This is a genomic window from Halochromatium sp. NSM3 (genome assembly GCF_059621085.1).
The window spans coordinates 70,612-83,013 of sequence record NZ_JCAQIA010000013.1; the positions used below are offsets into that span (position 1 = coordinate 70,612).

At 63.7% G+C, this 12,402-nt stretch carries 13 protein-coding genes and 1 pseudogene; 10 read left to right on the forward strand and 4 right to left on the reverse strand.

The genetic code is table 11. The features are described 5' to 3' along the window. Nucleotides 1–50: 50 nt before the first annotated feature. The 4 genes from AC54T3_RS07705 to AC54T3_RS07720 all read left to right on the forward strand — a co-directional run bounded on the left by AC54T3_RS07705 (nt 51) and on the right by AC54T3_RS07720 (nt 5,567). Nucleotides 51–2,543: a molybdopterin-dependent oxidoreductase gene (locus AC54T3_RS07705; RefSeq protein ID WP_496623734.1), complete on the forward strand. Its 2,493-nt coding sequence runs from the start codon at nt 51–53 to the stop codon at nt 2,541–2,543. Between the two features lie 18 nt (nt 2,544–2,561). After that, nucleotides 2,562–3,359, forward strand: coding sequence for a 4Fe-4S dicluster domain-containing protein (locus tag AC54T3_RS07710; protein ID WP_496623736.1), 798 nt, complete (start codon nt 2,562–2,564; stop codon nt 3,357–3,359). Nucleotides 3,360–3,377: 18 nt separating this feature from the next. Then, a complete protein-coding gene (nrfD, locus tag AC54T3_RS07715) occupies nt 3,378–4,592 on the forward strand; it encodes an NrfD/PsrC family molybdoenzyme membrane anchor subunit (RefSeq protein WP_496623737.1) in 1,215 nt (404 codons plus the stop codon). 66 nt (nt 4,593–4,658) lie between these two features. Further along, the gene (locus AC54T3_RS07720) at nt 4,659–5,567 is read left to right on the forward strand and encodes a TorD/DmsD family molecular chaperone (RefSeq protein ID WP_496623739.1); all 909 of its coding nucleotides are present in this window, start codon (nt 4,659–4,661) and stop codon (nt 5,565–5,567) included. A 6-nt stretch (nt 5,568–5,573) separates the two neighbouring features. Here AC54T3_RS07720 and AC54T3_RS07725 read toward each other — a convergent pair whose 3' ends face one another. After that, complete coding sequence (locus AC54T3_RS07725) at nt 5,574–5,720, reverse strand: hypothetical protein (protein ID WP_496623741.1); 147 nt, start codon at nt 5,718–5,720, stop codon at nt 5,574–5,576. Here AC54T3_RS07725 and AC54T3_RS07730 point away from each other — a divergent pair. Then, nucleotides 5,703–5,786, forward strand: a pseudogene (locus tag AC54T3_RS07730) (hypothetical protein); the annotation flags it as partial. The gene AC54T3_RS07725 and the pseudogene AC54T3_RS07730 sit on opposite strands and share 18 nt — an antisense overlap. 187 nt (nt 5,787–5,973) lie before the next feature. Here AC54T3_RS07730 and AC54T3_RS07735 read toward each other — a convergent pair. The 3 genes from AC54T3_RS07735 to hflK form a co-directional block, all read right to left on the reverse strand. Continuing rightward, a complete protein-coding gene (locus tag AC54T3_RS07735) occupies nt 5,974–6,330 on the reverse strand; it encodes a hypothetical protein (protein ID WP_496623743.1) in 357 nt (118 codons plus the stop codon). A gap of 204 nt (nt 6,331–6,534) precedes the next feature. Continuing rightward, on the reverse strand, nt 6,535–7,521 hold the full coding sequence (hflC, locus tag AC54T3_RS07740) for a protease modulator HflC (RefSeq protein WP_496623745.1): 987 nt from the start codon (nt 7,519–7,521) through the stop codon (nt 6,535–6,537). Then, nucleotides 7,518–8,588, reverse strand: a complete 1,071-nt coding sequence (gene hflK / locus AC54T3_RS07745) for an FtsH protease activity modulator HflK (protein WP_496623747.1) — start codon at nt 8,586–8,588, stop codon at nt 7,518–7,520. The genes hflC and hflK overlap by 4 nt, the downstream gene beginning before the upstream one ends. Before the next feature lie 260 nt (nt 8,589–8,848). Between hflK and AC54T3_RS07750 the strand changes: the two genes are divergently transcribed. The 5 genes from AC54T3_RS07750 (at nt 8,849) to AC54T3_RS07770 (ending at nt 12,352) form a co-directional block, all read left to right on the forward strand. Then, nucleotides 8,849–9,820, forward strand: a complete 972-nt coding sequence (locus tag AC54T3_RS07750; RefSeq protein ID WP_496623748.1) for an acetylxylan esterase — start codon at nt 8,849–8,851, stop codon at nt 9,818–9,820. After that, the gene (locus AC54T3_RS07755; protein ID WP_496623750.1) at nt 9,792–10,517 is read left to right on the forward strand and encodes an esterase family protein; all 726 of its coding nucleotides are present in this window, start codon (nt 9,792–9,794) and stop codon (nt 10,515–10,517) included. The genes AC54T3_RS07750 and AC54T3_RS07755 overlap by 29 nt, the downstream gene beginning before the upstream one ends. Nucleotides 10,518–10,691: 174 nt before the next feature. Next, nucleotides 10,692–10,916: a hypothetical protein gene (locus tag AC54T3_RS07760; protein ID WP_496623751.1), complete on the forward strand. Its 225-nt coding sequence runs from the start codon at nt 10,692–10,694 to the stop codon at nt 10,914–10,916. A 30-nt stretch (nt 10,917–10,946) separates the two neighbouring features. After that, nucleotides 10,947–11,411: a MerR family transcriptional regulator gene (locus AC54T3_RS07765; RefSeq protein WP_496623752.1), complete on the forward strand. Its 465-nt coding sequence runs from the start codon at nt 10,947–10,949 to the stop codon at nt 11,409–11,411. Between the two features lie 617 nt (nt 11,412–12,028). Next, complete coding sequence (locus AC54T3_RS07770) at nt 12,029–12,352, forward strand: hypothetical protein (RefSeq protein WP_496623753.1); 324 nt, start codon at nt 12,029–12,031, stop codon at nt 12,350–12,352. The last annotated feature ends 50 nt before the right edge of the window (nt 12,353–12,402 follow it).

Below are 12,402 nucleotides of genomic sequence, written 5' to 3' on the forward strand. Positions count from 1 at the left end.
GAGGGGTGTTCAGAACCCCCCGCAATGACAAACCACTCCAGGAGAAAGCGATGGAGATCACCCAAGCCCCGGTTTCACGGCGGCGATTCCTGCAAGCCAGCGGCGCGGCTGGCGCCCTGGGTGCCGCCGGACTCGGTGGCGGCCTGTTCACGACCCTGCAGCCGAGCGCGGCGCAGACGTCGGCGAGTAGCGATGCCGCTCCGGAGACCCGCATCACCAAGAACATCTGCCACCAGTGCCCGGCGCGCTGCGGCATCGATGTCTACACCACCGACGGCCGGGTGCATGCCATCTATGGCACCTCGGACCATCCGATCTCCAACGGCAAGCTTTGCCCCAAGGGCCCGCTCGGCACCTACATCCTCTACGACCCGGACCGCTTCAAGGGGCCGATGAAGCGGACCAACCCCAAGAAGGGCCGCGATCAGGATCCGGGCTTCGTGCCGATCTCCTGGGACGAGGCCTTGGACACCGTCGCCCAGCGGCTGAATACGCTGCGCGACCAGGGCGAGAGCCACCGCTTCGCGCTGGTCTACGGCCGCGGCTGGGGCGCCTCCGATGCCGGGTTGCAGGGGACCTTCGGCGAACTCTATGGCTCGCCCAACGTCGCTATCGGCCACTCCTCAATGTGCTCGGACGGCAGCATCCTGTCGAAACGGGCCACCGACGGCAACGCCTCCTACAGCGCCTACGACTACAAGAACAGCAACATGCTGTTGATGTTCGGCGTCGGTTTCCTTGAGGCGTTCCGGCCCTATAACAACAATATGCAGGTGTGGGGCTACATCCGCGGCGAGAAGGTGCCGAAGACGCGCATCACCGCGGTCGACGTGCACATGAACACCACGCTGGCCGGTGCCGACCGAGCACTGCTGATCAAGCCCGGGACCGATGGGGCGCTAGCGCTGGCTATCGCCCACGTCATCCTCACCGAGGGGCTATGGGAGAAATCCTTCGTCGGCGACTTCTACGACGGCGAGAACCGCTTCCAGGCCGGCCGGACGGTGGACCCGTTCGACTTCGAAGAGAAGTGGGTCAAGGGCCTGGTGGACTGGTGGAACATCGAGCTGAAGGATCGCACCCCGGCCTGGGCCGCAGGCGTCACCACGCTGAACGAGCGCGATATCCTCGCCACCGCGCGCGAGTTCGGCACCACCCGCCCGGCGATCGCGCTGTTCGAGCGCGGCGTGCATGCCCACTCCAACGGCATCCTCAACGGCACGGCGGTGCACAGCCTCAACGCCCTGGTCGGCTCCCTGTTCGCCAAGGGCGGACTGATGTACCAAATGGGGCCCTCCTACGGCGCGATGCCAGTCAGCGCCGAGGACTACCTCGACGACTACGCCAGCAACGGCCCCTGGAAGGACCAGCCGCGCATCGACCTCAAGGGCAACGAGGACGGCTATCTGTTGGCCAACAACATGCTCCAGGAACTCGGGCCCAACTCGCTGGCGGGTAAGCCGTACAAGCTCGATACGGTGATGTTCTACCTGAGCAACCCGATCTGGACCGCACCCAACGGCCAGATCTGGGAAGAGGCCATGGCCGAGCTATTCGTCATCGATACCTCGCCCTTCCCGGGCGAGACGGCGATGTTCGCCGACCTGGTCCTGCCCGATCACACCTATCTGGAGCGGCTGCAGGATGCACCGACCTATCCATTCCAAGGCTTCCCGATGGCGCAGCTGCGCGTCCCGGCGATCGAGCCGCTCTATGACACCAAGTATTACGGCGACACCCTGATCGAGATCGGCAAGCGCATCAACGGGCCCATGGGCGAGTACTACCAGGCCCTCGGTGACAGCGAGAACGTCCTGCGCCACCTCGCCAAGGGCTTCGAGCAGGACCCGGGCGACAACGGCGTCAACTCCTTCGAGAGCTGGAAGGAGCAGGGCGTTTGGTACAAGAAGCCCTACTACTGGCAGCAGATCAATGGCGAGTTCTTCGAGTGGGACGGCGGCGGCTACAACCGGTTGATGTCCGCCGAGGACGTGAAGGAGAACCTCTTCAAGACCGAGTCCGGCAAGTTCGAGTTTCGCTCCTCGTGGCTGGAGGACAAGGCCGATTGGATCGCCGCCAAGACCGGGCGCGATCGGTCCAAACTCATGTTCCCGCACTGGGAGGAGCCCATGCACCCCGGCGGCGGCGATCTCTATCTCGTCACGCCGAAGGTCGCCCTGCATGCCGAGGGTCGCGGCGCCAACCTGCCAGTGGCGATCACCCACCTGCAGCCGACCCTGGGCGGGCGCGAGCAGGTCTACATCGAGATCAACCCCGAGACGGCCAGGTCCCGCAGCATCAACCACGGCGATCGTGTACGCATCAGCTCCGACGTCGGCAGCATCGAGGGTCACTGCAAGTACTTCGAGGGCGTGCGCCCGGATACCCTGGTGTTCCCAATGGAGCACGGACACTGGGCTCAGGGCCGCTGGGCCAAGGGTCGCATGCCCGGGCACTGTGGTGAGGTCACGGTGAACCTGTCCGACCGCATCACCGGGCAGTGCAGCTACTACACCACCAAGGTCCGCATCGAGCGGGTCTAAGCCGGAGGAGCAACCAACATGGCAAAGTGGGGAATGGTCATCGACCTCGACAAGTGCACCGGCTGTCAGGCCTGCACCACCGCCTGCACGATGGAGAACAGCCGTCTGCCGGGAGAGAACTGGCAAGACGTGCTGTTCTACACCGAGGGCACCTATCCGAACGTCAGCATGAAGTGGTTTCCGCGTCCCTGCATGCATTGTGAGAACCCTTCCTGTGTCTCGGTATGCCCGACCAAGGCCACCTATAAAGACCCGGAGGGCGGCTTTGTGCTGGTGGACTGGAACAAGTGTATCGGCTGCAAGTACTGCCAGGTCGCCTGTCCCTATGGCGTGCGCTTCTACATGGACGAGAAGGCAGTCATCCAGCCGGACATCCGCGAGGTGTTCCCGAGCGACAACGCGCAGGTCTGGAATCCACCCTATAAGGGCCCGCAGGATGATCCCAGTCGTGGCATTGGCATCCAGCCGCACGGCGTGGTGTCCAAGTGCACCTTCTGTCACCACAAGGTGAGCAAGGCCCCGGCCGACGCGATCGACCTAGATGAGGACGTCCCGGAACTCAAGGAGCACGTGCCCGCCTGCGTGCGGGTCTGTCCCCCCAAGGCGCGCTTTTTCGGCGATCTGGACCACCCGGGCAGCTACGTCAACAAGCTGATCGCCGACAAGCGCGGGACGCGTCTGAAGGACGAGACCGGCAACAAGCCGCAGGTCTATTACCTCTCCGGCGGTGCGGCGGCCTCGGTGCCGTCACTGCGCAGCATGGCCGCAGCACCCGCACCGGAGGAGACTCCGGAGACAACCAGCCGCTCCGCCTGATCCCTGAGGTGAATTCCAATGAACAACACGCAGCCCCAAACCCTGGCAACCCATGATCAGGCGCAAGACCTGGCGAACAAGCGTCTGGCGATCCTGATCATCGCGCTGATCGGACTCCTGATCGCTGGTGGTATCACCCTCGCCAACCTGGTCACAGAGGGTCACGCCGTCTTCAATACAACGAATCTGGGCCTCTTCTGGGGCCTGCCGATCGTTATTTACGACTATTTTCTGTTGACATCGACCGGTTTGGCGATGGTGGCGGGCCTCGCCATCGTCACCGGCGCCGAGGACTTTCGGCCAGTGCTGCGACGAACGGTCTGGCTGGCGTTGGCCGGACTGCTCGGTGGTGTGGTGGTGCTGATGCTCGAACTCGGCCATCCGCTGCGAGCGCTCTGGGCGATCCCGTTCAGCTTCGCGTTCAGCTCGCCACTGTACTGGAAGGTGATGGCAGTGAGTTTCTACGTGCTCTCGCTGCTAGTGTTGCTCTATCAGTTGCTGAGAACGAACTGGACCCTGCAGTCATTGCGTCCGTTTGCGCTGGTCACGCTGGCCCTGGCATTGAGCGTGACCGCCATCGCCGGTGTCGTCTATGGCTCGCAGAGCTTTCGCGCCTTCTGGGCCTCTGGCGACATCCCGGTGGCCTTTATCTTTGAGGCACTGCTCGGCGGGTTGGCCTTCATCTACTTCTTCAGCTACCTCGCCTACGCCTTCAACCCAAGGTGGATGCCAGCCGACCTGCGGCGACTGTTCGATACCCGCCTGCCGATGCTGTTGTCGCTGGCGATCTTCATCCATCTGCTGTTCGTGGTGGCGCGCCTGAGCAGCGGCCTCTATGGCAACGCCGAGGGCTTGCAGGTCTGGCAGCACATGGCCAGCTCGCCGCTGCTTTATCTCGAGATCTTCGTCGGCCTGCTGCTGCCGCTGGTGCTCTTGATGGTGCCTCGGACGCGCACCCATCCCGCCGCTCAGATCATCGCCTCGCTGCTGGTGATGAACGCGCTGCTGATCGCCCGCTACGAATACATTATCGGCGGTCAGTTGGTGCCCATGTTCAAGGGCTCCTGGGCGCCGGATCTGCTCAACTACATCCCCTCCGCGACCGGCTGGCTCTTGCTGCTAGTGGCGATCTTCCTCTCCAACGCCGTCAATGCCTTCGGCGAGCTGAAGCTTGGGCTTGGGCTTGGGAGAAGTGAGAAGTTGGAGGGGAGAGGGGAGAGGGTGAAAGTTTGACATGAGCAGAGTGCAGGCGATCAACGCCTGCTTGGACAGTGAGACACATGAGAGGGAATGACTGTAATGACCGATGATCCTATTGCCCTCGCCAAGGCCGATCTCTACCTCTGCCTGGCGCGGGCCTTCACCACTCCTGGCAACTCGGGGTTCTTGGCGGCCCTTCGCGACGATCTGCCGTTGGATCTGGAAGACCTGGGCGCACAGCTCGGTTGTCCTCTCGAACCGGCGCTGGCGGATTACCGAGAGTCGATCGCCAGCATCGCCGATGCCGAGCACCTTTTGGTCCTATATTCGCGGCTGTTTCTGGTGCCGGGTGATCACCATCCGAGCCTCAACACCGGCACCTATCTGGATGGCGCCCTCGCGGGCGGCAGCCTGACGATGCTGGAGCGCTGTTATGCCCGCTGTGGACTCGAGCGACAGGGCGAATTCCATGATCTGTCGGACCACCTGAGCGCACAGCTCGAGCTGGTGGCCTGGCTGTTTACGGCGGAGGCGCAGTCCGGCGGTGAGCCGGCCGTCGGCGCTGAGCTGCCCCTCCGAGCTGAGCGATCCCGCCATGCTGAGCCACCGATGCGCGCCGAGGAGATCCTGTCTCAGTTCGTTGTCCACTGGGTCGGGCCGTTTCGCGCCGAGCTGGCGGCCGCGAGCAACCGCTTCGGGCTGGTCGCCAACCCCTACCTGCATCTCGCGCGCGTGCTGGAGGCGGCGGTTAGGCACGAGGTCGGTGAGGACCTGTCCGCGCGGACCGAGGACAGCGGTCTCGATCCGGAGATTGCCCGCCTGCGCAGCCAGTACGCTGGGCGCGAGCTTGGCGAGGAGGATCTGGTCATCATTCGCGCCCGCCTCGCCGCCGATGGCCTGCCGAGCAACCACATCGCTATCCCCGAGGAGGCGCGTGACAGGACCATGGGCGTGGCAGCCATGACCCCACCGGCGCCACCCTCGCATCGGCTCAAGACCGAGGCTTGAGCCGGCTTATCCGGCCGCGAGCGCGCCGCCGAGCAGGCACACCGCCAGGCCGAGCTGGCCGCCGCAGCTGAGCGCAAGCCGGAGGGCGAACGTCTCGTCGAGGCCCATTGTCTGAGCTGCCACGCCCCAGAGGTTATTGCCACTGCGCGCCATACATGGCTCGGCTGGCAGCTCAGCGTGCTGCGGATGCGCATCCTCAACGGCGCCCAGATCCCGTCACTGGAGGCATGGACCATCGTCGAACACCTGTCGACAACCCAAGGCGCCGGGCCGCGCCGAGTCGCCATCGAATATGGTCTTGGTTTGCGCTGCTCCTGTTCAGCCTGCTCGCAAGCGGTGTCGTCAGTGCCGCCGAGTTCGCAGCGACCAGCGAGGAACCGCGCAAGACCGTCCAGCCCTAACCCCGCTAGAAGAGCGGATTGGCCACGCTCAGGCCACCGTCTTGCAGGCGCAACAAGCCCAGATCGAGCAGATACTGAATGTCGTCATCGGGCACATCGCCGAGCGCAGTCCCGGCGAGCATCGGCTCGATCACGCGGCGCACGTGCGGTTCTTGCAGCTTATGGGCGAGCTGATCGAGATGCGTCACGCGCTCGAGGATCATCTGCTCCTTGGCCTGATCGATCAGCGCTCGCGTGATCGGTTGGGTGCGGTCGCGACCCGCGCGCAGCTCGAAGCAGGCGCGATAGGCCAGCGCATTGACCAACCAGGGTTGGCCCTGGGTCAGTTCCCAGACCTGCTCCAGCGCCTCCGGGGTGAACACCTGCCCGGTCTCTCGGGTGTGCTCCAGCAGCAGGGTGCGGGTCTCCTCGGCGCTGAAGTCGCCCAGGCGCAGGGACTTGGCCTTGATGTTGAAGGCGCTGCCGCCGGCTGGGGTCGCCGCCGTGCCGGAGGGGATCTAGAGCGACCAAGATAGGGTTCGGTGCCGGCGCCGGCGTCGGTGAACGAACCGTCGTCGTCGTTCGGGTTATTCCGGCTCCACCCCCTGGGGTCGCTCCGGGCCCTGGGGCTGCTCCAGCCCCTGGGATTGCTCCAAATAGCGGAAGAAGTCGGAGTCCGCGCGCAGCATCAGGGTGCTGTTGGCACCGAGGGCCTGGTAGCTCTCCAGCGTGCGGAAGAAGGAGTAGAACTCGGGATCGGCGCCAAAGGCGACGCCATAGATGCGCGTCGCCTCGGCGTCCGCGTCACCGCGGATCTCCTCGGCCTCGCGCGCGGCGACCGAGCGGATACGGCGTAGGTCCCGTTCCATGTTGCCGAGGATCTCCTGGCTGCGACCACGACCCTCCGAGCGGAAGCGTTCGGCGATGGACTGGCGCTCGGCGATCATGCGCTGCTCGACCTGCTGGCGCACCGAGTCGATGTAGTTCACGCGCTTGATGCGCACGTCGTCGAGTTCGATGCCGAGTGCTGGCATCGAGGCACGGGCGCGGGTCAGGATCTCCTGCTCCAGCAACTCCCGGCCGAGCTTGGGCTGCTTCTCCAGATTGACATCGCTGCGCTCGGCCAGGGTCGGGTCCTCAAGGTCCTCGACATTGACCTCCCAGTCCTTGGAACGCACGATCTCCTCCAGCTCGGTAGATGAGACCATGTCGCGCACCACCGAGTCGATGATGTCATCGAGGCGCGTGCGAGCGCCGGCCTCGTCGCGGACACTGGTCAGGAACAACAGCGGATCGGCGATGCGCCAGCGTGCGGTGGTATCCACCAGGATGAACTCCCGGCCCAGAGTCGGGATTTGGGTCACATCGCCATCCCAGACCAAGAGACGCTTGTCGAAATAACGCACGTTCTGCCAGGGCAGCTTGACCTTCAGACCAGGTTCCGTGATCACGCCACCAATGGGTTGGCCAAACTGCACGATGATGGCCTGATCGGCCTCATCTACCGTGTAAAGCATCGAGGCACTGGCAGCGACTAGCAGCAGCGCCGCAACGACGATCAGGATCGCTTTCATTGGTCACCTCCGGTCGTCGATGGGGTTGCCTGGGTTGGGCGATTGAGGTCGAGCAAGGGCAGCGGGCTCATCTGGCCGTCCTGCACCACCAGCACCTGGCCGATCCTGGGCAACACCTCGTTCAGGGTTTCGAGATACAGCCGCGAGCGGGTCACGGCCGGCGCCTGCTGATACTCTGCGAGCACCGCCGAGAAGCGCGCACTCTCGCCCTCAGCGCGATTGACCCGCTCGGTCGCGTAGCCCTCGGCCTCGGCGACGGTGCGCAGCGCCGCCCCCTCGGCGTTCGGGATCTCCTGATTCACGCGCTTCTGCGCCTCGTTGATCATCCGCTCGCGCTCCTGGCGGGCCTCATTGACCTCGTTGAAGGCCGGCTGCACCGCCGGTGGCGGCACCACGTCCTGCATCTCGACGGTGTTGATCCTGATCCCGGCATCATAGGCATCCATCAGCGCCTGGATCTCCTCGCCGGCCTTTTGCTGGATCTCGACGCGCCCGACCGTCAGCACCTCGGAACCGAGCATGTTGCCGACGATGCGCCGCATCACCGACTCCGAGATATCGCGCAGCGTGCGGGTCGGTTCGCGCATCTGATAGAGGAATTTGATCGGGTCGCTGATGCGGTATTGCACCACCCATTCGACGTCGATCATGTTGAGATCGCCGGTCAGCATCAGGGATTCATCCTCGAACTGCTGGGGGCTGTAGGTGGTGCGCCCGCCCTCTCCGGTGCCGGTGGTGCGGAAGCCGAACTCCTGTTTCAACACCCGCTCGGTAGCGACGAACTGTACCGTATCGATCCCGAACGGGATCTTGAAGTGCAGGCCCGGATCATTGATGCCGATCACGGCACCGAAGCGCTTGACCACAGCGCGCTCCTCCGGCTGGACCGTGTACCAGGACGACAACAGCCCCCAGATCAGGGCGAGCCCGATGACGACGGCGATGATGAGCTTGATCGGCCGCTTGCCTGGCGCATTGTGGAACCGGCCGACAAAGGAACTGACCAGGGCCTCGAGGTCCGGCGGCTCGGACTGGCCGTTGCTGCGGGGCCTGACTGACTGGATCATGGGCTGATCTCCTGCTGGGCGATGGGGTGCGGATGATCCGCATCCACCTGACCCATCATACCAGCAGGCTTTCGTCGCTCAGAAGTTGGTTAGCGATCTCAGGCGGGAAGGAGTCCGGTATCGAGATAGAGTTTGGCCAGAGGTGACGCCATGCACAGTACCGGCAGTTCGACAGCATCGCTTGCCTGCTCGAAGAGCTAAAGCGGACGACAATGACCTACTCGGGCTGGCCATGCAAGACAGTGCGCTGAGGTGCCACGATGACGCATCCTGATCCCTTCGATCCGACCTACGGCTACGATCTCGACGGACTCTTGGCGGTGCTGCCGCCACGGGCGCCCGAGGATTTTACCGACTTCTGGACACTGAGGTACCGGCACGCACTGGAGATCGACCCCGCATTGAAGCTCGAACCCTCTGCCTATCAACGCCCGGGAATGCGCGTCTGGGATGGCCGCTATCGCTCAACTGATGGGATCAGCATCGGCGGTTGGCTGCTCGAGCCCGAGCATGGTTCGCCGCAGCGCGGTTTTGTCGTCGGTCACGGCTACGGTGGCATCGAGCAACCCGACTTCCCGCTACCCTGCGCCGATGCCGTCTATCTGGTGCCCTGTTTCCGTGGTATCGGTCGCAGTCGCCGCGCCCCGATCTCCGACGACCCGAACTGGCATGTGCTGCACGACGTCGACAAACCGGATCGCTACATCATCGGCGGCTGCGTCCAAGACCTCTGGGTCGCAGTCTCTGCGCTACTGATCCGATTCCCCCAGCTCAGCGGCTGCATCAGCTACCTGGGTATCAGCTTTGGCGGCGGCATCGGCGCGCTGGCCCTGCCTTGGGATCGGCGCATTCGCAGCGCGCATCTGAATGTACCGACCTTCGGTCACCAGCCCCTGCGCCTGCAATTGCCCACCACCGGCTCGGCTGCCTCGCAGCAGCGTTTCGCCCGTGAGCATGGTCACCTGTTGGAAACCTTGGCGTATTACGATGCCGGCTCGGCGGCCCGTTTCATCCGGCAGCCGATGCATGTTGCGGCGGCCTTGTTCGATCCGTCCGTGGCGCCGCCGACCCAGTTCGCCATCTACAACGCGCTCGCAGGTCCCAAGCAGCTGTTCGTGTTGGCCACCGGCCATGCCGAGAATCCGGCACGCATCGCTCAGGAACACAACCTGCTCGACGCCTTGACGAGGTTCTTTTGCGACGATGAATCGCGAGTATCACCGCTGGCATAGTCCCCATCTCGGTCGCGATATGGAACTGCTGGTGTTTGGCCATGCTGGGGCCAAGGTGCTGGTCTTTCCCACCCGAGACGGACGCTTCTACGAATACGAACATCTGCGCATCACCGAAGCGCTGCGGCACAAGCTCGAGGCCGGTCAACTGCAGCTCTACTGCGTTGATAGCCTCGACTGGGAAAGCTTCTACTGCGACTGGGCGCATCCCGAAGGTCGCATCCAACGCCATCAGGCCTTCGAGGATTACATCCTCAACGAGGTGCTGCCGCTGATGGCGAACAAGAACGGCCATCCCTGCACCATCGCCCATGGCTGCAGCTTCGGCGCCTTCCACGCGGCCAATATCGCCTTTCGGCATCCGCACCTGTTCCAGAAGCTCAGCGCCTTCTCCGGGCGTTACGATCCTACGCTCAATGTCGACTGCTTCCGCGATCTGCTCGACGGTTACCGCAACGAGGCGATCTACTATCACTCGCCAGCGCAGTACCTGCCGGGTCTCAACGGTTGGCGCCTCGAAGCCTTGCGGCGGATGGATATCGTGCTGGTCATCGGACGCGATGACCCTTTCCTCGACAACAACCGCCACATCAGCCGCATCCTCTGGGAGAAGGGCGTCTGGCATGCGCTGCACGAATGGGATGAGCGCGCTCACAGTGGTTACTATTGGCGGCGTATGGCTCCGCTGTATGTCTGAGTCGGGTGCTGATCAGCGTGGGTCGCGCTCAAATCGAGAAGGCACCGGACTGAGACCGTCTGGCAACGCCCAAGCCTAGCGGCAAGGCCGCCAGTGGCGTTGATGATCAGACAGGGTTGCTTATTATATTACGTTGGCGTTAGATTATGCGCTCCACGAAACCGGAGATCGACCATGTCACCCAAACGCCTCCTGCACACCGAACAACCGCTAGACCAGGCCGCGCGGACGGCGCTGAACAGCCAGCTCAAGGCGGCCCTGGGTAGCGACACCCGCTTAGAGCCCTCGCGCAAGCCGCATCTGCTGTTTGTCTCTCATGACCATCTGCGAGCGACATCGCAACAGCTCTTGGCCGTGATCCGCAAGCAGGGCGTGTCCGCACACTTCGTTGACCTTTGATGCTGTCGTTTTAAGCAGGTTGCGTCCAGGATGAAGATCGGCACGATTGCTAAGCAGCTTGGTACGACCGTGCGCACCTTGCGTTTCTACGAAGAGCAGGGGCTAGTGCAGCCGCGGCGCACGGCGGGCGGGACACGCCTCTACGACGCGGCTGATGTCGCTCGCTTCGCCGCCGCGCTGGCCCTGGCGGGTTCAGGCTTCTCGTTGCAGGAACTGGCCGCGTTGACGGCCATTCGTCCGCAGAGTGAGACGGGTGATGCGGCCAGCAGCGAGGTTCTCGCGCGGCTCAGGGCCATGGATCAGACCCTCGCTGATCAGGTCGCGGCGATCGAAACACAACGGCGCGACCTCGCCCGGGCTCAAGCGCTGGTGCGACGCTGCCAAGGTTGTAGGCAGCGCCCGGTGCGTGCCATCTGTGATGAGTGCGAGGTCAGCCGTGGCGTCAGTGACAGCCAGGTCTTGCAGCTGGTCTGGGATGCTCCAGTCCGTGATTGAGGTGCGCCTCGACTGCCTCTATCGGCGCGAGTGGCTGGAAACTCGCGCCGGCGATGGGCGAGCGGACTACCTCCGCAGTCTTCATCCACGATTAGGCGAACACCGAGCGTTTAACCGTGCAGACATAGCTGCTTCGGGAGCAACTTGAGGAACGGATTCGGGGTCAGGGACTTCGACGCTTGCTCGTCAACGTCGCCAGCGACGTCCAAATGTTGCATGATCTGGGCGGTGTACAAGGAACCCTCTTCGACTCGCCCTCGATTGACCATGGCCGAGGTGACGGTCAACGCGCTCGAGCAGACTTGGGATGATTGGCGCGCGGAATTGTTTTCAGCTCTCGGTGAGGATGAGGACGAGCCGCGTCTGGAATGGGCCGCAGAACAGGTGATCGATACTCACAATCGGCTGAACAGCGCGGTTGAATCCTTCGCCGAGGCGTTACGCAACTGGGCCGAGCGCGAGTATCGGGTGATGACCCAAGGCACCCTTGCCGTCGTCATCGCCACGCTGACGATCGTCGTGCCAGCGCCCGGGTCGAGACCAGCTGGCTCGATGGGTCGCCGCAGCCCGGCGATCAGCGCCTCTATCGGTTGCAGGGGACGCTGCTCGAACGCGTGTTGGCCGACGAGACGCCGCTCTATGTCGAGGCGATGGTCGAGCGCGCCAGTGAGAACCCGGCCTATGAACTCCTTCGCCACCTGGTTGGGCTCGGGATGTGCGATGCGATCTTCCTGCCGCTGACGCCACAATCACAGACGCCGATTCCAGCGGTCGTGGTCTTTGCGACTCGGGATCCTGAGGGTTTCGGCGCCGCACGCCGGCGGCTGCTTGGCAACATCACGCAACTGCTCACTCAGGGGGTTGGGCGCACCGCGCGCCTGGCGGAGCAGGGGCGACTGGCGGCGATCGGCGAGTTTGCCTCTGGTATCGCGCATGAATAAACCAGGTAATCCCCCGGCTCTGCCGGGGTGACAGTAGCAGTTTGACATTT